We start from the raw sequence: 23,033 nt of genomic DNA on the forward strand, positions 1-23,033 counted from the left end.
CGACCTTTAGGGGATGCGCCAACCGGCCTGCCGCAGGAGTTGCGCAGTCTCGAAAGTCGGCAGGCCCATGATGCCCGAGTGGCTGCCGGCGATGTGGGCGACCAACGCACTCCCCAGCCCCTGGATCGCGTAGGCGCCGGCCTTGCCCATGGGCTCGCCGGACGCGACGTAGGCCGCGATCTGGCTGGTCGCTAACGGCGCGAAACGCACGCGCGAGACGCTGAGCGCCGCCAGCCGCCGGCGTCCGGCCTGCACGGCGACTGCCGTCATCACGCGGTGGGTGCGGCCCGACAGCGCCGCCAGCATGCGCCGCGCATCGGCCGCATCGGCCGGCTTGCCCAGGATGGCACCGCCCAGTGCCACGGTCGTGTCGGCGCACAGCACCGGTGCTGGCGGCAGCCCGCGGCGCTCGAGCCGTGCCACGGCCGCGTCGAGCTTGAGGCCGGTCACCCGCTGCACGTAAGCCGCCGCGGCCTCGCGCGGCAGTGGCGCTTCCAGCGATTCGGCATCCTCGTCGGCATCGGCCAGCAGCGGCCGGTGCGGCACCTGCAGCAGGTCGAGCAGCTGGGCACGGCGCGGGCTCTGGGAGGCGAGGTAGAGGAAGTCGGCGCGGGTCTTATTCACGGTGGTACGGATGGCCGGCGTTGACCGACCAGGCACGGTAGAGCTGCTCGACCAGCAGCACGCGCGCCATGGCGTGCGGCAGCGTCAGGTCGGACAGGCGGATGCGTTCATGGGCCGCCGCCTTGAAGGCGGGATCGAGCCCGTCGGGCCCGCCGATCACCAGCGCGACGTCGTCGCCTTCCCCCTGCCAGAAGGACAGGCGGGCGGCCAGGGCCTTGGTCGTGAGCGCCGTGCCCCGCTCGTCGAGCACGACGATGCGCATGCCGCGCGCAATGGCGGCCTCGATGCGCTCGCGCTCGGCGGCATACAGGGTCTCGAGCGACTTGGAGCCGCGCGGCTCGGTCTTGACCGCCTTGAGCTCCAGCTTGAGCTCGGGCGGGAAGCGCTTGGCGTAATCGTCCCAGGCGGTCTGCGCCCAGTCGGGCATGCGCTGCCCGACGGCGACCACCAGCAGCCTCATGCCTTCTTGCGGGCCGGTGCCTTCTTGGCCGCCGCCTTGCGGGCCGGGGCGTTCACGACCACCTTCTTGGGTGCGGCCTTCTTGGTGGCGGGCTTGCGGGCGGTCTTGGCGGCGGCGCCGCCCGCGGTCTTGCGTGCCGGCGCCTTGGGTGCCGCCGGCCTGGACGAAGACTTCTTCGCCGCCGGCTTGCGGGCGGCCGGTGCCGCGGCCTCGGCGCTGCCGCCGGCGGCACGCTTGCGCGGCGCCTTCCTGGCGGCCGGTGCATCCGGCTCGGACGCGGTGCGGGCCGAGGGCTTGGGAGCGCCGAACTTCACCCGCACCGGCTTGTCGCCCCAGATTTCTTCCAGGTGGTAGTAGGCGCGGATGTTGGGCTGCATGATGTGGGCCACGGCGGGGCCGCAGTCCACGATGATCCATTCGCCGTTGTCCTCGCCCTCGATGCGCGGCTTGCCGAAGCCGGCTTCCTTGACGGCCTCGCGCACGCTGGCGGCAAGGGCCTTGGTCTGGCGGTTCGAGGAGCCGGAGGCCACGATCACCCGCTCGAACAGCGGTGACAGGTGCTCCGTGTTGAAGACCTGGATGTCCTGGGCCTTGACGTCCTCGAGGCCATCGACGATGGCCCGCTGGAGTTTCTGGATGTCTTTCTTGGCGGAGGCGTCAGTGCTCATCAGGCTGGCGGTAGAGGTGGTGTTGGTCAATATAGCGCGCGACGGCAGGGGGAACCAGCGCCGCCACATCCTGCCGCTGCGCGGCGCGCTGGCGGATGTCGGTGGCACTGGTGTCTGCCGGCGCGAGGCGCAGGGATTCGAAGCGCGCCCCCGCCGGCAGGTCCGGCAGGCTGTTCGGGTCGAAGGCGATGGCATGGCCGGCGTCGTCCAGACGTTCGGCCACCGCCACCACGGCCAGCTGCAGGATCTGCCGCCAGCCGTGCCAGGTGGGCAAAGCCGCCGCCTGGTCGGTGCCGAGCATCAGCACGAATTCGGTGCCAGGCTGCTCGGCCCGCAATTCTCGCAGGGTGTCGAGGGTGTAGGTCGGGCCGCTGCGCAAGGTCTCGCGCGCGTCGACCACGACCGGACCCAGGGACTCGAACGCCAGCCGGGCCATGGCCACGCGGTGAACGGCATCGCTCAACGTACGGGCCTTGTGCCAGGCGTGGCCGGTCGGCAGCACCCGCAGTTCGCGCAGGCGCAGCTGGGCCAGGGCGGCGCGCACCAGCGCCACATGCGTGTTGTGCGGCGGATCGAAGGCGCCGCCGAACAGGCCCACGCGGGGTGTCACAGCCATTCGCGGCGCGGCAGGAAGTCGGTGTAGAGCCGTGCCTCGGGCGTGCCCGGCGCCTCCTCGCGACGGTAGGCCCAGCTGGCCTGCGGCGGCATGGACAGCAGGATGGACTCCGTGCGACCGCCCGATTGCAGGCCGAAATGCGTGCCCCGGTCCCACACCAGGTTGAACTCGACGTAGCGCCCCCGGCGGTAGAGCTGGAAGTCGCGCTCGCGCGAGCCCCACGGCAGGGCGCGCCGGCGCGCCACGATGGGCAGGTAGGCCGGCAGAAAGGCATCGCCCACCGCCTGCAACATGCCGAAGCTGCGCTCGACGCCGAGTTCGGAGAAGTCGTCGAAGAAGATGCCGCCGATGCCGCGCTGCTCACCGCGGTGTTTCAGGCAGAAGTAGTCGTCGCACCAGGCCTTGAAGCGCGGGTACTTGTCGTCGCCGAACGGTGCGAGCGCGTCGCGGCAGCTGCGGTGGAAATGCACCGCGTCCTCCTCGAAGCCGTAGTACGGCGTCAGGTCCATGCCGCCGCCGAACCAGCACACCGGCTCGGCACCGGCCGGCAGCGCGGCAATCATGCGCACGTTCATGTGCACGGTCGGCACGAAGGGATTGCGGGGGTGGAACACCAGCGAGACGCCCATGGCCTCGAAGGGCGCACCCGCCAGTTCGGGCCGGTGCTGGGTGGCCGAGGGCGGCAGGCGCGGCCCGCTCACCTGCGAGAAGCCGCAGCCGGCCCGCTCGAACAACTCGCCGCCTTCGAGGATGCAGGTCAGGCCCTCGCCCTGCAGTGGCTCGCCCGGCGACTTCTGCCAGGCATCGCGCACCGCACGGCCCCCGTCGGCCGATTCGACGGCCTCGACGATGCGCGCCTGCAGGCCGCGCAGCCAGTCGCCGACCGCCTGCGGCCGCAGCGCCATCAGGCGCCCTGCCCGCGCGCGGGCACGGCCCGGTGGCCGATGTCGCGCCGGTACTGCACGCCGTCGAAGCGCACCTGCGCCGCCACCTCGTAGGCGCGCTGTTGCGCCAGCTTGACGTTGTCGGCCAGCACGGTCACGCACATCACGCGGCCGCCGCTGGTGACGAGCTTGCCGTCCTGCAGGGCGGTGCCGGCATGGAAGACCACGGCGTCCGGCGCCTCCGCGGGCACGCCGCTGATGGCGTCGCCCTTGCGCGGATCCAGCGGATAGCCATGGGCGGCCAGCACCACGCCGAGGGCGGTGCGGCGGTCCCACTCCAGCTCCACCTGGTCCAGCGTGCCGTCGGTGGCATGCCAGAGCAGGTCGAACAGGTCGGACTTGAGGCGCATCATGATCGGTTGCGTCTCGGGGTCGCCCATGCGGCAGTTGAATTCGAGCGTCTTGGGATGGCCGGCGGCGTCGATCATCAGGCCGGCGTAGAGGAAGCCGGTGTATGGGATGCCGTCGCGCTCCATGCCGCGGATGGTGGGCAGGATGATCTCGCGCATCACCCGCGCATGCACCTCGGCCGTGACTACCGGGGCGGGCGAATAGGCGCCCATGCCGCCGGTGTTGGGGCCGTTGTCGCCGTCGAGCAGGCGCTTGTGGTCCTGGCTGGTGGCCAGGGCCGCGACGTTCCTGCCGTCGCACAGCACGATGAAGCTGGCTTCCTCGCCGGCAAGGAATTCCTCGATCACCACGCGCGCGCCGCCCTCGTTGTGGCTGATGCCCAGCTTGTTGTCGAGCAGCATGAAGTCGATGGCCTCGTGCGCCTCGGCCAGCGACGTGGCCACGACGACGCCCTTGCCTGCCGCCAGGCCGTCGGCCTTGATGACGATGGGCGCGCCTTTGGCGTCCACATAGGCGTGGGCGGCCGTGGCGTCGGTGAAGGTCTCGTACTCCGCGGTGGGAATCTTGTGGCGCTTCATGAAGGCCTTGGAGAAGGCCTTGGAGCTCTCGAGCTGCGCGGCCGCCTTGGTCGGGCCGAAGATGCGCAAGCCGTGGTCGCGGAATTCGTCGACCACGCCGGCCGCGAGCGGACCTTCGGGGCCGACCACCGTCAACGCGATCTTTTCCTGCTGCGCCCATTCGCGCAGCGCGACGGGGTCGGTGTGCGGCACCTGCACGAAGCGCTTGTCCAGCGCCGTGCCGCCATTGCCCGGCGCCACGTAGACGCGGGTGATGCGCTCGGAATGCGCCAGGCGCCAGGCCAGCGCATGCTCACGCCCGCCGCCGCCGATGACCAGAACCTTCATCAGTAGGCCTCCGCGATCGCCGCGTTGTGGTACACCTCCTGGACGTCGTCCAGGTCTTCGAGCATGTCCAGCAGCTTCTGCATGCGGACGCCGTCCTCGCCGGCCAGGTCGATCATGTTCTCGGCGCGCATGGTCACTTCCGCCAGTTCGGGCTTGAGGCCGGCGGCTTCCAGCGCGTTCTTGACGGCCTCGAATTCGGCCGGTGCCGTCAGCACCTCGATGGCGCCGTCGTCGTCGGTCACCACATCGTCGGCGCCGGCTTCGAGGGCCACTTCCATAACCTTGTCCTCGTCCGTGCCGGGCGCGAAGAGGATCTGGCCGCAGTGCTTGAACTGGAAGGCCACCGAGCCTTCGGTGCCCATGTTGCCGCCGTACTTGGCGAACATGTGGCGCACCTCGGCCACCGTGCGCACGCGGTTGTCGGTCATGGTGTCCACGATGATGGCGGCGCCGCCAATACCGTAACCTTCGTAACGGATTTCTTCGTACTGCACGCCTTCGAGGTTGCCGGTGGCCTTGTCGATGTTGCGTTTGATGGTGTCGGCGGGCATGTTGGCCGCCTTGGCCTTGTCCACCGCCAGGCGCAGGCGCGGATTGGCCGCCAGGTCACCGCCGCCGGTACGCGCGGCCACCATGATTTCGCGGATGACGCGCGTCCAGATCTTGCCGCGCTTCTCGTCCTGCCGGCCCTTTCTGTGTTGAATGTTTGCCCACTTGCTGTGTCCGGCCATGACCTGGTGCTCGCGTTTCTTTGTCTGTCGTTGACGGGGTGCGCAATTTTACCTTCCGGTCCGGCCGGCGCTTCCCGCGGACGGCATACTCCGCGTTTTAAAAAAACACAGAAGAACTCCGTGAGCACCGAATCCCCCTCCCCCACGATGCCGCACGCCGAAGCCTGCGACGTGTTCGTGATCGGCGGCGGACCGGCCGGCGCCACCATCGCGACGCTGCTGGCACGCCAGGGCCGCCGGGTGGTGATGGCCGAGAAGGCCCACCATCCGCGCTTCCACATCGGCGAATCGCTGTTGCCCGCCAACGTCGCGCTGTTCGACGCGCTGGGCGTGCGCGAGCAGGTCGAGCGCGTGGGCATGGCCAAGTGGGGCGCGGAGTTCGTCTCGCAGGAGCACGGCCGCAGCGTGCGCCTCGGCTTCGCCGAGGGCTGGAACAAGCAGCTCACCCACGCCTGGCAGGTGCGCCGTGCCGACCTGGACGAGATCCTGTTCCGCCACGCCGCGCAGGAAGGCGCCACCGCGCTCGAAGGCTGCCGCGTGCGCGACGTGGCCATGGATGCCGAGGGCGCGACGATCACCGCCACGCTGGACGACGGCGCCACCCGCCAGTGGCGGGCGCGCTTCGTGGTCGACGCCTCGGGGCGCGACACCTTCATGGCCAATCGGCTCAAGTCCAAGGTCAAGAACCCGCGCCACAACAGCTCGGCGCTGTTCGGCCACTTCCGCAATGCCTGGCGGGCCGAAGGCGAGTACGAGGGCTACATCACCATCTTCTGGTTCAAGCACGGCTGGTTCTGGTACATCCCGCTGGCCGACGGCACGGTGAGCGTGGGTGCGGTGTGCTGGCCCTACTACCTCAAATCGCGCGACAAGCCGCTCAAGGACTTCTTCGCGGACACCATCGCGATGAGCCCCGAACTGGCTGAGCGCCTCAAGGACGCCCAACTGGTCGACGACGCCGTCTACGCCACCGGCAACTATTCGTACAGCGGCACCCACTGCACGGGCGAGCGCTACCTGATGCTGGGCGATGCCTTCACCTTCATCGACCCGGTGTTCTCCTCCGGCGTGTACCTGGCCATGCACAACGCCTTCCGGGGCGCCGACCTGGTGGCCACCGCACTCGACGAACCGCGGCGCATGCCCGCGGCCCGCCGCGCCTTCGAGCGCTACATGCGCCGCGGCCCGCGCGAGTTCTCGTGGTTCATCTTCCGCGTCACCAACCCGACGATGCGCGACTTCTTCATGTACCCGCAGAACCCCTTCCGCGTGAAGGAGGCGCTGATGTCGCTGCTGGCCGGCGACATCCACGACGGCACGCCGATCTGGCGTTCGCTGCGCGTGCTCAAGACGATGTACTACGGCGTGTCGGCAGCGCATCCGCGTCGCAGCTGGCAGGCCTGGCTGCGGCGGCGCCGCAACGTGCGCGACCTGGGCCCGCTCAAGGGCGAGAACGTGCTCGAGAACCGATGAGCGTGGTGCAGGTGCAGGATGCCGTCGGAACGCCGGGCCGTTTCGCGCGCCACACATGGGCCGATGCCGCGCGCCTGCCGGCTGACCGCGTTCTCGGTGGCCTGGCCTACGGCGTGGCGGACGACGATGTGTCGCTGCCGGACTGGCTGGCACCCGTTCCCGCCGCTGCGTTGCTGTCCGACGATCGGGCGCATGCCGATGTCTGGCCCGCCGCAGGGCGGGTGCGCGAAGGCCGCACGGGCAGCATCCGCTGGCGCCATGACGGCCAGCACCTCTTCGGCGCCGTCGAGTTCGAGGAGGACGGCCGCGGGCTCGAGGTGCTGGCCCATCGCGCCTACCGCGACCTGTTCTCCACCCTGGCCGACACCGGTTACGCGCACCTGATGCGGCTGTGGAACTACCTGCCGCGCATCAACGAGGACGGCGGCGGCCTGGAGCGCTACCGCCAGTTCAACGCCGGCCGGCAACAGGCCTTCATTGACGCCGGCCAGGCGGCCTTCGAGGGCGCACCGGCCGCTTGCGCCCTCGGCTTCCATGGCGAAGGCCTGCTGCTGCGCTTCATGGCCGGCCGCACCGTGCCCGTGGCCATCGAGAACCCGCGGCAGGTGCCCGCCTGGCGCTATCCCGCCGACTACGGGCCGCGCGCGCCCACCTTCTCGCGCGCGGCCGTGGTGCGCACGGCCAGCGACGCCGCCCATCTCTTCGTGTCCGGCACGGCCAGCATCGTGGGCCATGCCACGGTGCACGAAGGCGACCTCGACGCCCAGATCGACGAAACGCTGCGCAACCTGGAGGCGGTGTTCGCCGAAAGCCGGCGCAGCGGCGTCGCCTTCTCGCTCGCGGACAGCGAGCCGGTGGTTTATGTCCGGCACCCCGCGCAGGCGGCCGCGGTACGCCACCGGCTGGCCCAGGCGCTCGGGCCGCAGAGCCGGTTCATGCGCCAGGCCGTGTACCTGCATGCGGACATCTGCCGCAGCGATCTGCTGGTCGAGATCGAGACGCACCTGCATGCGAGCGGTCTGCCCGGCGTGACCGCAACGGACGGCTCAGTGGCCGAGGAACGGGCATGACCCCGCGCGCCGACTTCTCCTGCGGGCAAAAGAAGCGCGGGTGCCGCCGATGAAGCTGCTCCTGAGAAGCCTCAAGGCCGTCGCCCTCGCCCCGCCGCTCTACGTGCTGCTGCTCGGCCTGGGCCTGATGTCGCTCGCCTGGAACCTGCTCGCCATGCTGCTGCACCCGGTGCTGCCGCCGCGGCTGGGGCGCCGGGTCGGCCGCGCCGGCATCGCCCACGGCTACCGCCTGTTCTGGACCGTCGCCAGCGCCTGCGGAATGATGCGCATCGATGCCCGCTGCCTGGCCGCCCTGCGCGACGAGCGCGGACTGGTCATCATCGCCAACCACCCGACCATGCTCGATGCGCTGCTGCTGGTGGCGCACCTGCCGCGCAGTGCCTGCATCATGAAGGCCTCGCTGATGAGGAACGTCTTCCTCGGTGCGGGTGCCCGGCTGGCACGCTACATCCGCAACGACTCGGCGCGCACCATGGTGCGGCTGGCGGTGGACGACCTGCGCGACGGCGGGCAGCTGGTGGTGTTCCCGGAGGGCACGCGCACCTCCGGCGGCCGGCTCAATGCCTTCCGCCCCGGCGTGACGCTGATCGCCCGGCTGGCCCAGTCCCCCATCCAGACGGTGTTCATCGACACCGATTCGCCCTATCTCGGCAAGGGCTGGCCGATCTGGCGCGTGCCGCCGCTGCCCATCATCTTCACGCTGCGGCTGGGCGAACGCTTCGCGCCCATGGCCGACAGCAACGCCCTCACGGCGCGGCTCGAACACTACTTCCAGCAACATCTGGCGGCCGGGCAGGATCCCGGCACGCCTGCCGCCGAATGCAAGAGTCCTCGCGCACCCACCTGGTCCTGATCCCCAGCTACAACACCGGCCCGAAGCTCTTCGACACGGTGCGCGAGGCCCGCGCCCGCTGGAGCCCCGTGTGGGTGGTGGTGGACGGCAGCACCGATGGGACCGGCGAGGCGCTGCAGCAGCAGGCGGCCAGCGACCCAGGCCTGCGCGTCTGGCTGCTGCCGCGGAACCAGGGCAAAGGCGCGGCAGTGATGCACGGCCTGCGCGCGGCGCTGGCCGAAGGATTCACGCATGTGCTGACCATGGATTCGGACGGCCAGCATCCGTCGGACCTGATCCCGGCCTTCATGCAGGCCTCCCAGGCGCGGCCCGACACCATGGTGCTGGGCCGGCCGGTGTTCGACGCCAGCGCGCCGCTGCTGCGGGTGCGGGGCCGACGGGTGTCCAATGGCTGGACGCAAGTGGAGACGCTGTTCGCCGGCATCGGCGACTCGCTTTACGGCTTCCGTGTCTACCCCATTGCACCGCTGCTGCGGATCATGGCGCGCCAGCCATGGATGCGGCGTTTCGATTTCGACACCGAAGCGGTGGTGCGCCTCGCGTGGGGGGGCGTCAAGCCGATCAACCTCGACGCACCGGTGAAGTACCTCAGTGTGGAGGAAGGCGGCGTGTCCCACTTCCGCTATGGCCGCGACAACGTGCTGCTCACCTGGATGCACACGCGGCTGATGGTCGAATTCGTGCTTCGGCTGCCCGCGCTATTGTGGCGCCGGTTGCGCCGCGCGCCGCCGTTCCAGCCTTGATCCGCGCCCCGGCCGGCCCTTCAGACCGGTGGCGGCAGGCCGGCCGAACGGGAACGCAGGAATGCCGGCAGCACCCGCGCCACCCGCTGCATCATGGCGAACTCGGTGTCGTTGAGCTCCTTGTCCTCCGAGTCGAAATGGCACAGCGAGCCGTACAACTCGCCCTTGTCGTCCAGCACGGGCACGCCGTGGTAGCTCAAGAGCACGCCCTGGTAGACGTGGCCATCCAGCCGTCTGTCCCGGCCGGAGTCGCAGGTGCGGAACTCGCCGTCGCGCAGCACGTATTGGCAGAAGCTGTCCCGGAAGGGCACGACCGCCAGGTGTTCCGGACGGACTTCACCGGACTTGTCGACCAATTCGAGGTTGCGCATCAATTCGCCCTCGAAGCGGTACACGCCGGTGTAGCGGTGAGGCACACGGGCGTTCAACTCACGCAGCCCGCCCGCCAGCCCTTCCAACTCGCAGACACGCACGAACCACTGGATTTCGTTCATCAGCCTCGATCCTCCGAAGCTGCGATTGTGGCATTGGCCCCGCACACTGGATGACGCATACCTGAACGGACGCGGGGGATGCTGCGGGCGACAGAAGTGTTCAGGACTCCGGCCATCGCTGCGGCACGCGCCGCAGCTTGCTCGTGTCGTAGCCCAGCGCCTTCAGCCGTTCGACGGCAGCGGCGTAGCGGGATTCGGCGATCGTAGGCTGCCGCGCCATGATCCAGGCATAGTCGCGGGCCGTGCGGCCAATGATCGTGAGCTGGTACGCGGGATCGACGTCGACGATCACGTATTCCGCCTTGATCGGCCACACGAACTGCATGCCCCACACCGCGTTGCCGGTCCCTGGCACCACGGTTCCGACAGGATTCATGGTCTTGAGTGCGCCGTCGAAGCCGCCCTCGCGGTACCGGAACCGGGTGTCGATGCGCCCGTCTGCCGCCAGCGAATAGGACTCCACGGCGTTGTAGGCATCGCGCTCCGGCAGGGTCGGGATGTTGCCGATCACATACCAGTCCCCCATGAAGCGCTGCAGGTCCACCTGCTGCATGCGTGGGATCGGTGGCTTGGACGTCGCGCAGCCGGCCAGGATGGCGACGGCCGCCAGACCGAGGCAAAGATTGCGCAGCCGTCTGCGCGACGAGGGACTCAGTGCGTTGGATGCTCGGTTGCGGCCCATGGCATGTGCTCCATACAGATGTAGGGTGCGACGCTCATCCGACGGCGCCCACGGCCGCGTGGGCGGAATTCGCAGGAATTCGCCCGACGGCATGCTGCGCGCTCGCGGCTAGCATCGGGCGAGGGAGGTCAGTCGCCGCATCGCGGCAGGCGCCCGCCCGCCTGCCCTTGCCATGCGCCCTTCTCTTTCGTCCCACTCCCGCACGTGCCTCTGCGCGGCCTACCTGCTGGTCGCCGCCGCCAGCCTCTGGCTGCGCCAGGGCTTTCCCGTGGTGGCCGATCCCGCAGCGGTCTTCGACGACGCGCATTTCGTGAAGCAGGCCTACGCGCTCGCCGGCGGCCAGTGGCTCGGCGACTACAACCGGACCACGCTGATCAAGGGCGCGGGCTACCCGCTGTTCATCGCGCTCAGCGCCGGGCTGGGCCTGCCGCTCAAGATGGCCGAGCAGGCGCTCTATCTGGCGGTCGGCGGCGCGTTGGCCTTCGCACTCGGCCGGCGTGCCAGGGCGCCGTGGGCGGGATGGCTGCTTTTCGTCGGGCTCGCCTTCAATCCTGCGTTGTGGCATCCCTCGCTGGCGCGGGTGATCCGCGAAGGCTTCTATGTCTCGGGCATGTTGGCGGTGGTGGCGCTGGCCGCCTGGTCCTTCGCCCCGCGCTGCCGGCGGCGTGCCGCCATCGCCGCCGGTGCGGGACTGGCCCTGGGCGTGTTCTGGATCACCCGCGAGGAAGGCGTCGCCATCCTGCCCGCCTTGGCCACGATGGCGGCGGTCGGCATCGCGCTGCAATGGCAGCGCCGCCAGCGCATCCAGCTACGCCGCCCGCGCTGGTCCGCGCCATCACTGCTTCGAAGCGGGCGCGCGCTCGCCATGGCGGCTCTGTTGATGGGTGCCGCCGGTGCGACGGTGGTGCTGTCCGTCAAGGCCGCCAACCGGCACATGTATGGCGTCTTCCTCGCCACCGAGTTCCAGAGCGGTGCGTTCGTGAGGGCCTATGGCGCGCTCGCCCGCATCCAGCACGACCGCTGGCAGCCCTACGTCGTGTTCCCCGCCGACGCCCGCGCACGGGCCTACGCCGTGAGCCCCGCCGCCCGTGAACTGCAACCTTTCCTTGATGGGCCGGTCGGCGAACTCTGGCGCCGCACCGGATGCCAGCAGACCGGGCAGTCGCCCTGCCCGGAGATCCTTTCCGGCTGGTTCATGTGGGCGCTGCGCGACGCCGCCTGGAATGCGGGGCACCATCGCAGCGCCGCCGAAACCCAGGCCTTCTACGATCGCCTGGCCAGCGAGATCAATGAAGCCTGCGACCAAAGCCGCATTCCTTGCGGCCCGCCGCGCGCGACGCTGGCGCCGCCCTTCCAGGCGCAGCGCCTCGGCGCCACGCTCCACGCCGCACGCGACATAGCCGGCATGCTCGCGCGACTGGGCGACGGCCAGTGGGGCACGCCCGCCAGCGTCGGCGCGACGGAGCATCTGGACACCCAGTCCCAGATGGTCGGCACGATCAGCCGGCCGGCACACCACCGCTACGAGGCGGCGGGCTGGATCACCGGCCGCGACCAGTTGCCGCAGATGGCGCTGCTCGGCCCCCAGGCCGAGAGCGTGCCGATGACCCTCGAGTTGCGCCGCGTCTCTGCCGAGGAGCAGGCGGCCGGCTTGGCGGCGGGCTGGCGCCTGCGCATCGTCAGCGGCTGCGCGCCCCAGGCCTGCCAGCTGGAAGTGGATGGCCGGCGCTACCCGCTCGCGGCTGGACGGCTGCCGTTGCCGGCCGGCACCGGCGTCATCGACATCGAGCGCCTGCGCGACCTCTCGCGCACCTTGCCGGGCAGACGCATGGAGGCGCAGCAACGCCTGGCGGCCCTGCTCGCCGCCGCCTACCACCGGGCAATGCCGGTGGCGCTCGTCCTGGGCGCCCTCGGAATCGCAACGGGCGTGGCGCTCCGGCAGAAGCGGCGCCGCGACCCGGCGGCCGAACTGCTGCTGGTGCTGCTGGCGGGCGCGGCGGCAGCGGTGGCCACGCGCATTGCCCTGCTGGCCTATCTGGAAGCCACGTCGATCCCGTCGGTCAACATGCTCTATGCATCGCCCGCCACACCGCTGGTGATCGTCCCGGGAACGTGCGGAATCTGGCTCGGGCTGCGCACGCTGCGCAGCCGCCGCGTCGCAGGGCGACGTGCCGCCTGACCGACGCGAGACGCCGCCACGCGCGCCTGAGCCGGCGGCGGCTGAGAACGCTCAGGGCCGCTTGAGCCCGAACGCGCCGAGCACCTGCTCGGCGTTCTTCTGCATCTGTTCCTGCATCTGCTGGAAGGCCGTCTTCGACTGCTCGACGTAGGTCCCCATCAGGCCCTGCAGCACCGGCGACTGCATGCTCATGAAGCGCGACCACATCTCCGGCGTGAAGGTCTGGGCCTTGTCGGCCATCTGGGCCTGGACCTCGACCATGGCCTGGATGTTCTTTTCGAGGTAGGGCGCCATGAAGCCCTGCATGGCATTGCCGTAGAAGCGGATGATGCTGGCCAGCACCTGTTCGGTGAACATGGGCGCGCCGCCAGCCTCCTCTTCCAGAATGATCTGCAGCAGGATGCTGCGGGTGATGTCGTCGCCGGTCTTGGCATCGCGCACCACGAAGAGGTTCTGGTCCATCACCAGCTGCTTGACGTCCGCCAGCGTGATGTACGTGGAAGAGTCCGTGTCGTAGAGCCGTCGGTTGGGGTACTTCTTGATCACCCGTTCCGACGCCCGGGAAGCCCCCTTCTTGCTCTGCACTGGAGAATCCTTCAAGCCACACACCTCGCAAACATCGAAAGCCATTCTAGGGAGGGGCTCCGGCGGGCACGCACAGGTTTACCCTGCCCGACGCCGTCACCAGGCGGCGCAGGCGCGCAGGCTCAAGGATTGGGGTACTCGCCGCCGCAGTTGCCGCAACGGGCGACCTCGCAGTTCCCGCCGAGGCTCGATTCAAGTGCCAGCGGGCTGCGCGCACCGGCGAACACCCAGCAGCGCGGGCAATGCTCCCGGCCTTCCACCGGCAGGTAGGAACGCGCGCGCTGCTGCACCCGCTCGCGCGTCACCAGCACGCCCATGCCTTCGGCGCGCGCCACGTCCTGCGCCGCATAGGTGCCGGAACGCCCACTGGCAAGGTCGTTGATGCCATAGACCGCCCGAGCGAACTCCAGCGGCGCCTGGCGAAGCAGCATGGCGGTGCGTCGCCGCGCAAGGCTGTCGTCGGGCAAGGCGGTCGGCGAACTCATGGTGGGCCCCTGTCGTGGCGAGAAGGTTGAGGGAGCCAGCCAAGGTATCACAACTTGCAACAAAATGCATCGTCGACAAGCGTCGAAAGTTGGCAAGCGCGCCCAGGCGCAGCCCCCTGCCGCGACACGCCAGCTTTTTTCTCTGCGCGTGCTCGCCTGCTTGCGCGAATCGAAAAAACCACGCTATACTCTACCCTCTCGAACAAACACAGGCGCGTAGCTCAGCTGGTTAGAGCACCACCTTGACATGGTGGGGGTCGTTGGTTCGAGTCCAATCGCGCCTACCAATCTCGTGTGTGAACCAGGCACACGAAAACAAGAAATAGCCCCATCAGGGGCTATTTTTTTGCTCGCATCGACGCCGTATGCGCGGCGCCTCGCGCTTGCGGCGCATGCGAGGGTCTCCACCCCCTCGCCCCATTCGATGCAAAAGCCCGGCAAGCCGCCGCGGCGCGGCGCTCAACGCCGCCGAGCCGACCTCACGCCCGACACACCGGCCACGATGCCCAGCACATGCGTCAGACGCGCGGTGTCGCCGATCTCGATGGTGAAGGTCATCCAGGCCGTTCCTCGCACCGACTGCGTCTGCACGCCGATCACGTTCATCTTCTCGCGTACGAACACGTCCGAGATGTCGCGCAGCAGGCCCTGCCGGTCCGCAGCTTCGACAGCCACATCCACGGCATACACCACGTCGCCGCCCGCGCGGGCGCTGCCCCACTCCACGTCGATGACGCGGGCAGAGTCCCTCGCAGCCATCATGCGGAAGTTGCTGCAGTCCAGCCGGTGCACGCTCACGCCGTGGCCGCGCGTGACGAAGCCGCCGATGGCGTCGGGGGGCGCAGGCCGGCAGCACTTGGCCAACTGCGTCATCAGCGACGACACGCCCACCACCAGCACGCCACCCTTGCCGGAGCCGTCGGTCGCGCGCGACTTGCGGATCAGCGGCGCCTCGTCGGCGGCGGGCTGCTGCTCGGGCGGGCGCAGGAGGTTCTCGATGTTGCGCAGAGAGAACTCGTCCTTGCCCACCACTTCGAACAGATGGTCCGCCGTGCGGAAGCCCAACTGCGTGGCCAGGTCGTCCAGCTTGAGGGCCGTACGGCCCTCACGCTGAAGCAGCTTCTCGACGGCCTCGCGGCCGCGGGCGACGGTCTCGTGCGTGGCCTGGGCGTTGAACCAGGCACGCACCTTGGCGCGTGCCCGGTGGCTGGCCAGGTAACCCAGTTCGGTGTTGAGCCAGTCGCGCGAGGGGCCGCCGTCCTTGGTGGCGATCACCTCGACCGTCTGGCCGTTCTGCAAGGGCGTGTTGAGCGGCACCATCGCGCCATCCACCCGCGCACCGCGGCAGCGGTGGCCGAGCTGCGTGTGCACCGTGTAGGCGAAGTCCACCGGCGTGGAGCCCTGCGGCAGCTCGACGATGGCGGCATCGGGCGTGAGCACGTAGATGCGGTCGTCGAAGAGGCCGCGGCCCTGCTCGCCGCCCGACAAGTCGCGCTCCCAGGCCAGCAGTTGGCGCAGCACGGCGATCTTGGCGTCGTATTCGCCACCGGCCCACACGCCCGCGTAGCCCTTCGCGCCCGCCTCCTTGTAGGCCCAGTGGGCGGCGACGCCATGCTCGGCATGCTCGTGCATGTCGGCCGTGCGGATCTGGATCTCGATGGGCTTGTCCGGCCGGCCACCCGCCACGTCGCGCACCACCGTGTGCAGCGACTGGTAGCCGTTGGGCTTGGGCCGGGCGATGTAGTCGTCGAACTCCTCCACGATGGGATGGAAATGCGCATGCACCCAGGCCAGGGCCGCATAGCAGTCCTTGACGTCGCCCACGATCACACGCAGCGCCAGGATGTCGAACACCTGCCCGAAGTCCAGCGACTTGCCGCGCATCTTCTTGACGATGCTGTAGATGTTCTTGGGCCGGCCCTGCACCTTGGCCTCGATGCCCTGCGCTGCGAGGTCACGCTCCAGCCGCGCGCGCAGCTGTTCCACGTAGACCTCGCGCTCGGCGCGCTTCTCGTCGAGCAGCTGCGCGATGAGCTTGTAGGTGTCGGGCTCCAGGAAGCGGAAGGACAGGTCTTCCAGCTCCCACTTCACCTGCCAGATGCCCAGCCGGTTGGCCAGCGGCGCGAACACCTGCAGCGACTCCCGCGCCATGCTCTCGGACACCGGTTGCTTGACCGCCGCCGCATGCCGCAACGTCTGCAGGCGCGAGGCCAGGCGCAGCATCACCACCCGCAGGTCGCGCGAGAAGGCCAGCAGCATCTTGCGCACCGTCTCGGTCTGCGCGCCGCTGCCGTCGGCCATCTGCACCACGCCGCGGGTCTGCTTCTGTACCTGGACCAGCTTGGTGGTCTCCAGGGCCAACGAGGCGTAGTTGTCGCCGAAGACCTTGGCGATGACCTCGTGCGGACGGTTCAGGTGCGGGCAGGCATACACCAGATAGCTGGCCGCCTGCATGGCCTCGGAGCCGCCCATGGAGGCGACGATGGCGGCCACGGCATCGGCGTGGGCGAGCGTGTTCTCGCCCGTGTCGAGCGTCTCGCCCTCGATCAGCGGGGCGGCAAAGGCGCGCGCGCGGGCCAGCATGTCCTCCATTCCGGGCGCGACCTGCGCGGTGGCGGCGGACAAGGCATGTTCAACGACGGCTGGCTCGGACACGGACGCTCTCACTCCTGCGATTCTTGTTCGCCCCGGCTCAGGGGCCCATCAAAAAGGACACGACGACCTCGGACTGCGCCGGATCGACCAGCGTCGGCGCATGGCCCACGCCTTCGAATTCGACCAGCGTGGCACGTGGACCGCGCTGCGTCATGGCCTCGGCCGTCGCGGGAGACAGCAGATCAGACTGCGCACCGCGCAACAGCAGCGTGGGCGCGCCGACCAGGTCGTAGGCGCCCCACACGGCGGCTTCGGCCTGCGCCGCGGCCTCGCGGCTGAAGCTCTTGAGGCCCACGGCCAGCGCAGGGTCGTAGTGCAGACGGAAGGGGCCTGCACCCAGTTCCACGTCCTCCCCTTGCGGCGCAAGACGGCGGCTGCCGTCCGGGCTGCGAAGTCGCGCGGGCACGAGCATCGGCTCGGTCAGCGCACGCCACTGCGCCGGCGTGTGCGGACCGAAGCCTGTCGAAATGCCGGCCAGCATCGCCGCGGCCTCGTCGACCGTGGCGTACTCGCCGCCCTGGCCAACGTAGCCGGAGATGCGGGCGATGGCGTCGAATTCAACGGCCGGGCCCACGTCGTTCAGAACCAGCCGCGACACTGCCGCCGGTTGCAACGCGGGCTGGGACGCCAGGAAGATGCCGATCAGCCCGCCCATGCTCGTGCCCACGTGGTCCAGCCGGTCGATGGGCGCGCGCGCGTGCAGCCGCGCCAACAGCGCGATCATGTCGCCGAGATATTGCGCAAAGGTGTAGCCCGCAGGGTCCGCCAGCCAATCGCTGCGGCCGCGGCCCACCACGTCGGGGCACACGATGCGCACGGGGCCGCGCGCCCGCGCCAGCAGCGCCTGGGCCAGCGCATCGAAGTCACGCCCCTGCCGCGTGAGACCGTGCACGCACAACACAACGTGGCCGGCCTGCGGGTCGCCCCACTGCCAGTAGGCCATGCGATGGCCGCCCGACGGGTCCGCGCAGTCCACGAAGTCGAGGTTGGGCTGGGTCATGCGGTCGTCTCCGGGGCGCTGGGGATAATGCTCGCGTCATCCTAATTGATCGCGGAGTACAGGCCCCATGCTTCAAGGCAAAACAGCGCTGGTGACGGGTTCGACCAGCGGCATCGGTCTCGGCATTGCGAAGGCGCTGGCGCAGCAAGGCGCCAACCTCGTCCTCAACGGCTTCGGCGATGCGGCCGGGCCACTGGCGGAGATCCGTGCGCTGGGCGTGAAGGCCGAGTACCACGACGCCGACATGAGCAAGCCGGCGCAGATCGAGGACCTGATGGCCTTCGCCGCCGCCAGCTTCGGCCGGGTGGACGTGCTGGTCAACAACGCCGGCATCCAGCACGTGGCCAAGGTCGAGGACTTTCCCGCCGACAAGTGGGACGCGATCATCGCGATCAACCTCACCAGCGCCTTTCACACCACGCGGCTGGCCATCCCGGCCATGCGCGAGGCCAACTGGGGCCGCGTGATCAACATCGCTTCCACCCACGGCCTGGTGGCCTCGGCGCAGAAGTCCGCCTACGTGGCCGCCAAGCACGGCATCGTGGGCCTGACCAAGGCCGTGGCGCTGGAGACCGCCACCACCGGCGTGACCTGCAATGCCATCTGCCCCGGCTGGGTGCTGACGCCGCTGGTGCAGAAGCAGATCGACGACCGCGCCGCCCGCGAAGGCATCCCGGTGGCGCAGGCCAAGAAGGACCTGCTGGGCGAAAAGCAGCCCTCGCTGCAGTTCACCACTGTGGACCAGCTGGGCGGGCTCGCCGTCTTCCTGTGCTCGCCGGCCGCCGAGCAGGTGCGCGGCGTGGCATGGCAGATGGACGGCGGCTGGACGGCGCAGTAAGTCCGGCGGCCCTACCCTGCCCCCGGCGCGATGCGGGCGACGGCGCCCGAACGCATCAGACGCGTCGCCGCCTGCCTTACTTGAGCTGCACCGAACCCGAGACGTTCACCGTCACCGCCGCCTTGCCGGCCTCGACCGGCACCGGCGCTGCCGCATCGGCCTTGAAGGCCATCGCCTCGGCCGCCATCATGCGCGGCCGCACCGGCATGCCCTGGTTGCCGCTCACCGACACCTGGCGCAGCGTGTAGCCCGAGAAGCCGAAGCCCCGGGCCAGTTCGTCCGCCTTGCGGCGGAAGTTGTCGATGGCCTGGGCCTGCGCCTCGGCCTCCAGCTTGCGCGTCTGTTCGCGGCTCAGGCTGAAGCCGACGTTCATCACGCTCAGGCTGTCGATGCGGCCGGCCACCTGGGCGATGCGCGCGAAGTCGCGGCCCTCCAGCACGATCTGTGCGCTGCCCTGCCAGCCGTTGATCTTGCCGTTGCGGTCGTAGCGCGGCGACAGGCTGAAGTCGCCCGTGCGCACCTCCATGTCGCTCGGCTGGGCCTGGCGTTTCGCCTCGGCCAGCGCGCCGTCGATGGCGGTCTTGAGCTGGGTCTGCACCGCCGCTGCCGTGGTGCCGTCGCGCGTGGTGCCCAGCGTCATCGTCAGCGTGTCCTGCTGCACCTCGACCGTGCCGCTGGCCGACAGCTGCAGCACGTTCTGCGGTGGCGCCCAGCCGCCGGGCAGGGGCGACTCCTGCGCGGCGGCGTTGAGGGACAGGGCGACGAGGGTGGCGGCACCGAGGGTGCGGGCGGCAATGCGGAAGGGGGTCAAGAAGATCCTCATGGAAAGAAACTGGAAGAAAGACGACAGGTGGGAGCGCCCGTCAGGGCCGCGGTTCCCGCCAGGGCAGCGAAGGCAGTTGCCAGCCGCGGCGCGGCGGGCTGTTGTCGGCCCGCGCGGAACTGGCGTCGGGCCCCATGCCGTCCCCGGGATGGCGTGCGTTCCACTCACTGCGCAACTGCTCGCGCAACTCGGCACGCTGCGCCGGCGAGAGCTGGCGCATGGCGGCCTCGGCGGCCTGCTCGTCCATCATCTGCCGCTCGTTCTGGGCGGCACGCGCCGGCCAGCGCGAACCATCGGCGGCCCGCGCGTCCTGGGCCGCCGACAGGCCGGCAACCGCCAGCATGACCGCCATGCCCAGGCCGCCGGCAGCTCGCAGGGGGAACATCGCATTCGTCATGAGTCCACACTCTGCCACCGCTTCAATGCGCGAACTTTGCTGTCACGCGAGAACGCGCAAGTTGTGTAACGTCGTGTCAGGCCTCGCCCTGATCCAGCCGAATCGGCGAACTCGACCGACACAATCGGCTCTGTTACAAATCTGCATCCAGAACTGTCGTGCCTATGACTCAAAACCAGACCCGTACCGACAAGATCGTGATCGTCGACGACGACGCCCGCATCCGCGACCTGCTTCGGCGCTACCTGACGCAGGAGGGCTTCGAGGTGATCGTGGCCGAGGACAGCAAGGCGCTCAACCGCATCCTGCTGCGCGACACGGTCGACCTCATCGTGCTGGACCTGATGATGCCGGGCGAGGATGGACTGTCGGTATGCCGCCGCCTGCGCGCCGCCAACGACCGCACGCCGATCATCATGCTGACGGCCAAGGGCGAGGACGTGGACCGCATCGTCGGCCTGGAAGTCGGCGCCGACGACTACCTGGGCAAGCCCTTCAACCCGCGCGAGCTGCTGGCCCGCGTGCATGCGGTGCTGCGCCGCCGCCCGCCACAGGAGGCGCCGGGCGCGCCGTCCTCCGAGAACGAGATGGTGACCTTCGGGCCCTTCGAGTTCGACCTCGGGTCGCGCACGCTGCGCAAGGACGGCGAGGAACTGTCGCTGACCACCGGCGAATTCGCCATGCTCAAGGCCCTGGTGCGTCATCCGCGCCAGCCGCTGTCGCGCGAGAAGCTGGCGCAGCTGGCCCGCGGCCGTGAGTTCGAGCCCTTCGACCGCAGCCTGGACGTGCAGATCTCGCGCCTGCGCAAGCTGATCGAGTCCGACGCCGCCGCCCCGCGCTACATCCAGACCGTGTGGGGCGTGGGCTACGTCTTCGTGCCGGACGGCAACGCCTGACCGTGCCGCCTGCGGCCCCCGCCAGCCCGTCCGCCGGGCGACCACCCCCCATCGATTCGACCCAGGGCACCCTTCCGTCGCCGCTGGAGATGTCCGAGCGCGCGCGGGGCAAGAGCCGGTTCAGGCTCGGCTTCAGCCTGTTCTGGCGCACCTTCTTCCTGCTGACGCTGCTGCTGCTGGGCTGCATCTACGGCTGGCTGCAGACCTTCCGCGCCTTCGAGGACGAACCGCGCACCGTGCAGACGGCGCACCAGATCGCGTCGCTGGTCAACCTGACCCGCGCGGCGCTGGTGTATTCGGATGCCATCACGCGCGTGTCGCTCATCAAGACGCTGGCCGACCAGGAGGGCGTGCGCATCGTGCCGCGCGAGCCGCGCGACAGGTACGAGGGCTATACCGACCGCGCGCTCGACCGCCGCGTGCGCGACGAGCTGATCCGCCGCCTGGGCGAAGGCACCACCATCGCCAGCGAAGTCAACGGCGAAGCGGGCCTGTGGATCGGCTTCACGATCGACGGCGACCAGTACTGGCTGCTGCTCGATCCCACCCGCTTCACGCGCGTGGGCGGCCGCACCTGGCTCGCATGGTTCATCACCGCCGGCATGATGTCGCTGGCCGGCTCGGCGCTGATCACGCGGCTGATCAACCGGCCGCTCAAGCAGCTCTCGCGTGCCACCACGCAGGTGCGCGAGGGCGAGTACGAGGCCCACCGCCTGGACGAGCATGCGCGCACCAACGAGATCCGCGCCGTCAACATCGGCTTCAACCGCATGGCCGACCAGCTCGCCAAGATCGAGCAGGACCGGGCGGTGATGCTGGCCGGCATCTCGCACGACCTGCGCACGCCGCTCGCCCGCCTGCGGCTGGAGACCGAGATGAGCGTGGCCGACGAGGATGCGCGGGCCCACATGGCGGCCGACATCGCGCAGCTGGACGGCATCATCGACAAGTTCCTCGACTACGCCCGGCCCGACCACGTGCGGCTGCAGCCGCTGCGGCTGCGCGACATGGTGGACGACAGCGTGTTCCCGCTGCGCGACCAGGACGACCTGGAGTTCCAGATCAACGTGCCCCCGGACGCCATGGTGCTGGCCGACGAGGTGGAGCTCAAGCGCGTGCTGTCCAACCTGCTGGAGAACGCGCGGCGCTACGGCCGCACGCCCGGCATGAACGTGACGCAGATCGACATCCAGGCGCAGACGCAACCGACGGCGGTGCTGATCAAGGTGCGCGACCACGGCCCTGGCGTGGCGCCGGTGATGCTGGCGCAGCTGACCAAGCCCTTCTTCCGCGGCGATGCGGCCCGCACCTCGGCCGCGGGCGCCGGCCTGGGGCTGTCGATCGTGGCCAAGAACATCGAGCGCATGGGCGGCACCTTCGCGCTCACAAGCACGCCGGGCCGCGGCTTCGCGGCCCACATCCGCCTGCAGCGCGCGCACAGCGCCAATGCGGCCCCCCCCGAGCGGCGGCCCACGCCCTCCTCGCCCACGCCACTGACATGAACTTCCGTCCACTCGGCCGCTCCGGCCTGCAGGTCTCGCCGCTGGCCTTCGGCGGCAACGTCTTCGGCTGGACCGTGGACGAGGCGACCTCGTTCCGCCTGCTCGACGCCTGGGTCGATGCCGGCTTCAACTTCATCGACACGGCCGACGTGTACTCGATCTGGGCGCCGGGCCACACCGGCGGCGAGTCGGAGACCATCATCGGCAAGTGGCTGCGGGCCTCCGGCAAGCGCGACCGCATCGTGCTGGCCACCAAGGTCGGCAAGCCGATGGGCGAAGGCAAAAAGGGGCTGTCGCCGCGCTACATCCGCGAGGCGGTCGACGCCTCCTTGCGCCGGCTGCAGTGCGACTGCATCGACCTGTACCAGTCGCACGACGACGATGCCGACACGCCGCTGGCGGACACGCTGGGCGCCTATGCCGAGCTGATCCGGGCCGGCAAGGTGCGGGCCATCGGTGCGTCGAACCACACGGCGCCGCGGCTGGCCGAGGCACTGGCCGTGTCCGAACGCCTGGGTCTGCCGCGCTACGAAAGCCTGCAGCCGCTCTACAACCTGTACGACCGCGCGGTGTACGAGGCCGAGCTGGAGCCGCTGTGCCAGGCGCAGCAGCTGGGCGTGATCAACTTCTTCGCGCTGGCCATGGGCTTCCTGACGGGCAAGTACCGCAGCGCCGCGGACGCCGCGCGCAGCACGCGCGGCGAGCGTGCCGTGGCGGCCTACCTCAACGACCGAGGCCGGCGGATCCTGGCGGCGCTGGACGACGTGGCGGCCGAGACCGGTGCCAAACCGGGCCAGGTCGCGCTGGCGTGGCAGATCGCCCGGCCGTCGATCACCGCCCCCATCGCCTCGGCGACCTCGCTGGCGCAACTGCAGGAGCTGGTGGCGGCGGCACAGTTGAAGCTGGCTCCCGAGCAGATCAAACGGCTGGACGAGGCGAGCGCCGAGCAGGTTTGATGCCCTTGCCGCCCAGGACGGGCGCGTCGAGCCTCGCCAGCCGTTCGACGCGCGGCGGATGACCCACACCCGTCCGGGCTGAGCCTGTCGAAGCCCGGGCCAG

Annotated in this window: 24 protein-coding genes and 1 tRNA gene; 10 read left to right on the forward strand and 15 right to left on the reverse strand. The window is 69.7% G+C overall.

Features of this window, described 5'->3' with window-relative positions:
* Positions 1-6: 6 nt before the first annotated feature.
* The 7 genes from NS331_RS04280 to NS331_RS04310 are packed head-to-tail and all read right to left on the reverse strand — an operon-like array spanning position 7 to position 5,299.
* A complete protein-coding gene (locus tag NS331_RS04280) occupies positions 7-624 on the reverse strand; it encodes a Maf family protein (RefSeq protein ID WP_058640770.1) in 618 nt (205 codons plus the stop codon).
* Complete coding sequence (gene rlmH, locus NS331_RS04285) at positions 617-1,084, reverse strand: 23S rRNA (pseudouridine(1915)-N(3))-methyltransferase RlmH (protein WP_058640771.1); 468 nt, start codon at positions 1,082-1,084, stop codon at positions 617-619. The genes NS331_RS04280 and rlmH overlap by 8 nt, the downstream gene beginning before the upstream one ends.
* On the reverse strand, positions 1,081-1,752 hold the full coding sequence (gene rsfS / locus NS331_RS04290; RefSeq protein ID WP_058640772.1) for a ribosome silencing factor: 672 nt from the start codon (positions 1,750-1,752) through the stop codon (positions 1,081-1,083). Before rsfS ends, rlmH begins: the two co-directional genes overlap by 4 nt.
* Complete coding sequence (gene nadD, locus NS331_RS04295; RefSeq protein WP_058640773.1) at positions 1,742-2,368, reverse strand: nicotinate (nicotinamide) nucleotide adenylyltransferase; 627 nt, start codon at positions 2,366-2,368, stop codon at positions 1,742-1,744. The genes rsfS and nadD overlap by 11 nt, the downstream gene beginning before the upstream one ends.
* Positions 2,359-3,273: an oxygen-dependent coproporphyrinogen oxidase gene (gene hemF, locus NS331_RS04300; RefSeq protein ID WP_058640774.1), complete on the reverse strand. Its 915-nt coding sequence runs from the start codon at positions 3,271-3,273 to the stop codon at positions 2,359-2,361. The genes nadD and hemF overlap by 10 nt, the downstream gene beginning before the upstream one ends.
* The gene (purD, locus tag NS331_RS04305) at positions 3,273-4,568 is read right to left on the reverse strand and encodes a phosphoribosylamine--glycine ligase (protein ID WP_058640775.1); all 1,296 of its coding nucleotides are present in this window, start codon (positions 4,566-4,568) and stop codon (positions 3,273-3,275) included. Before purD ends, hemF begins: the two co-directional genes overlap by 1 nt.
* The gene (locus NS331_RS04310) at positions 4,568-5,299 is read right to left on the reverse strand and encodes a YebC/PmpR family DNA-binding transcriptional regulator (protein WP_058640776.1); all 732 of its coding nucleotides are present in this window, start codon (positions 5,297-5,299) and stop codon (positions 4,568-4,570) included. The genes purD and NS331_RS04310 overlap by 1 nt, the downstream gene beginning before the upstream one ends.
* Before the next feature lie 147 nt (positions 5,300-5,446).
* Here NS331_RS04310 and NS331_RS04315 point away from each other — a divergent pair, with 147 nt between their 5' ends.
* Genes NS331_RS04315 through NS331_RS04330 form a run of 4 tightly spaced genes read left to right on the forward strand, consistent with a single transcriptional unit; the run spans position 5,447 to position 9,438 of the window.
* On the forward strand, positions 5,447-6,772 hold the full coding sequence (locus tag NS331_RS04315; RefSeq protein WP_058640777.1) for an NAD(P)/FAD-dependent oxidoreductase: 1,326 nt from the start codon (positions 5,447-5,449) through the stop codon (positions 6,770-6,772).
* The gene (locus NS331_RS04320) at positions 6,769-7,842 is read left to right on the forward strand and encodes a chorismate transformation FkbO/Hyg5 family protein (protein WP_153012740.1); all 1,074 of its coding nucleotides are present in this window, start codon (positions 6,769-6,771) and stop codon (positions 7,840-7,842) included. The genes NS331_RS04315 and NS331_RS04320 overlap by 4 nt, the downstream gene beginning before the upstream one ends.
* Positions 7,843-7,891: 49 nt before the next feature.
* Positions 7,892-8,695, forward strand: coding sequence for a lysophospholipid acyltransferase family protein (locus NS331_RS04325; protein ID WP_058640778.1), 804 nt, complete (start codon positions 7,892-7,894; stop codon positions 8,693-8,695).
* A complete protein-coding gene (locus NS331_RS04330; RefSeq protein ID WP_058640779.1) occupies positions 8,662-9,438 on the forward strand; it encodes a glycosyltransferase family 2 protein in 777 nt (258 codons plus the stop codon). The genes NS331_RS04325 and NS331_RS04330 overlap by 34 nt, the downstream gene beginning before the upstream one ends.
* 20 nt (positions 9,439-9,458) lie before the next feature.
* Here the strand turns inward: NS331_RS04330 and NS331_RS04335 are convergent, their stop codons facing one another.
* Entirely contained in the window at positions 9,459-9,932 is a 474-nt protein-coding gene (locus NS331_RS04335) for a GAF domain-containing protein (RefSeq protein ID WP_058640780.1), read from the reverse strand.
* A gap of 100 nt (positions 9,933-10,032) precedes the next feature.
* Positions 10,033-10,614, reverse strand: coding sequence for a lipocalin family protein (locus NS331_RS04340; protein WP_082702247.1), 582 nt, complete (start codon positions 10,612-10,614; stop codon positions 10,033-10,035).
* 268 nt (positions 10,615-10,882) lie between these two features.
* On the opposite strand from NS331_RS04340, the gene NS331_RS04345 reads away from it, so the two are divergent.
* Positions 10,883-12,793, forward strand: a complete 1,911-nt coding sequence (locus tag NS331_RS04345; RefSeq protein ID WP_153012741.1) for a hypothetical protein — start codon at positions 10,883-10,885, stop codon at positions 12,791-12,793.
* 51 nt (positions 12,794-12,844) lie between these two features.
* Here NS331_RS04345 and phaR read toward each other — a convergent pair whose 3' ends face one another.
* Both phaR and NS331_RS04355 read right to left on the reverse strand, forming a co-directional pair.
* Positions 12,845-13,423 carry a polyhydroxyalkanoate synthesis repressor PhaR gene (phaR, locus tag NS331_RS04350; protein WP_058640782.1) on the reverse strand — a complete coding sequence of 193 codons (579 nt, stop codon included), beginning with the start codon at positions 13,421-13,423 and terminating at the stop codon, positions 12,845-12,847.
* A gap of 77 nt (positions 13,424-13,500) precedes the next feature.
* Positions 13,501-13,863, reverse strand: coding sequence for a hypothetical protein (locus NS331_RS04355; RefSeq protein WP_058640783.1), 363 nt, complete (start codon positions 13,861-13,863; stop codon positions 13,501-13,503).
* A gap of 210 nt (positions 13,864-14,073) precedes the next feature.
* On the opposite strand from NS331_RS04355, the gene NS331_RS04360 reads away from it, so the two are divergent.
* A tRNA-Val gene (locus NS331_RS04360) sits at positions 14,074-14,150 on the forward strand.
* Positions 14,151-14,322: 172 nt separating this feature from the next.
* Here NS331_RS04360 and NS331_RS04365 read toward each other — a convergent pair.
* A complete protein-coding gene (locus tag NS331_RS04365) occupies positions 14,323-16,455 on the reverse strand; it encodes a RelA/SpoT family protein (protein ID WP_082702248.1) in 2,133 nt (710 codons plus the stop codon).
* 100 nt (positions 16,456-16,555) lie between these two features.
* A complete protein-coding gene (locus NS331_RS04370; RefSeq protein WP_058640785.1) occupies positions 16,556-17,518 on the reverse strand; it encodes an alpha/beta fold hydrolase in 963 nt (320 codons plus the stop codon).
* A 67-nt stretch (positions 17,519-17,585) separates the two neighbouring features.
* Here NS331_RS04370 and NS331_RS04375 point away from each other — a divergent pair, with 67 nt between their 5' ends.
* The gene (locus NS331_RS04375) at positions 17,586-18,356 is read left to right on the forward strand and encodes a 3-hydroxybutyrate dehydrogenase (RefSeq protein WP_058640786.1); all 771 of its coding nucleotides are present in this window, start codon (positions 17,586-17,588) and stop codon (positions 18,354-18,356) included.
* A gap of 76 nt (positions 18,357-18,432) precedes the next feature.
* Here the strand turns inward: NS331_RS04375 and NS331_RS04380 are convergent, their stop codons facing one another.
* Complete coding sequence (locus NS331_RS04380) at positions 18,433-19,113, reverse strand: SIMPL domain-containing protein (RefSeq protein ID WP_242873648.1); 681 nt, start codon at positions 19,111-19,113, stop codon at positions 18,433-18,435.
* A gap of 106 nt (positions 19,114-19,219) precedes the next feature.
* Positions 19,220-19,564 (reverse strand): hypothetical protein, encoded by a 345-nt coding sequence (locus NS331_RS04385; RefSeq protein ID WP_058640788.1) that lies wholly within the window; start codon positions 19,562-19,564, stop codon positions 19,220-19,222.
* Positions 19,565-19,740: 176 nt separating this feature from the next.
* Between NS331_RS04385 and ompR the strand changes: the two genes are divergently transcribed.
* From ompR to NS331_RS04400, 3 genes are all read left to right on the forward strand, one after another.
* Positions 19,741-20,472: an osmolarity response regulator transcription factor OmpR gene (ompR, locus tag NS331_RS04390; protein ID WP_058640789.1), complete on the forward strand. Its 732-nt coding sequence runs from the start codon at positions 19,741-19,743 to the stop codon at positions 20,470-20,472.
* 89 nt (positions 20,473-20,561) lie between these two features.
* Positions 20,562-21,974 carry a sensor histidine kinase family protein gene (locus NS331_RS04395; RefSeq protein ID WP_082702249.1) on the forward strand — a complete coding sequence of 471 codons (1,413 nt, stop codon included), beginning with the start codon at positions 20,562-20,564 and terminating at the stop codon, positions 21,972-21,974.
* Positions 21,971-22,930, forward strand: a complete 960-nt coding sequence (locus NS331_RS04400; protein WP_058640790.1) for an aldo/keto reductase — start codon at positions 21,971-21,973, stop codon at positions 22,928-22,930. Before NS331_RS04395 ends, NS331_RS04400 begins: the two co-directional genes overlap by 4 nt.
* Positions 22,931-23,033: the final 103 nt, after the last annotated feature.

This window comes from Pseudacidovorax intermedius, from assembly GCF_001476815.1.
GTDB lineage: Bacteria > Pseudomonadota > Gammaproteobacteria > Burkholderiales > Burkholderiaceae_C > Xenophilus > Xenophilus intermedius_A.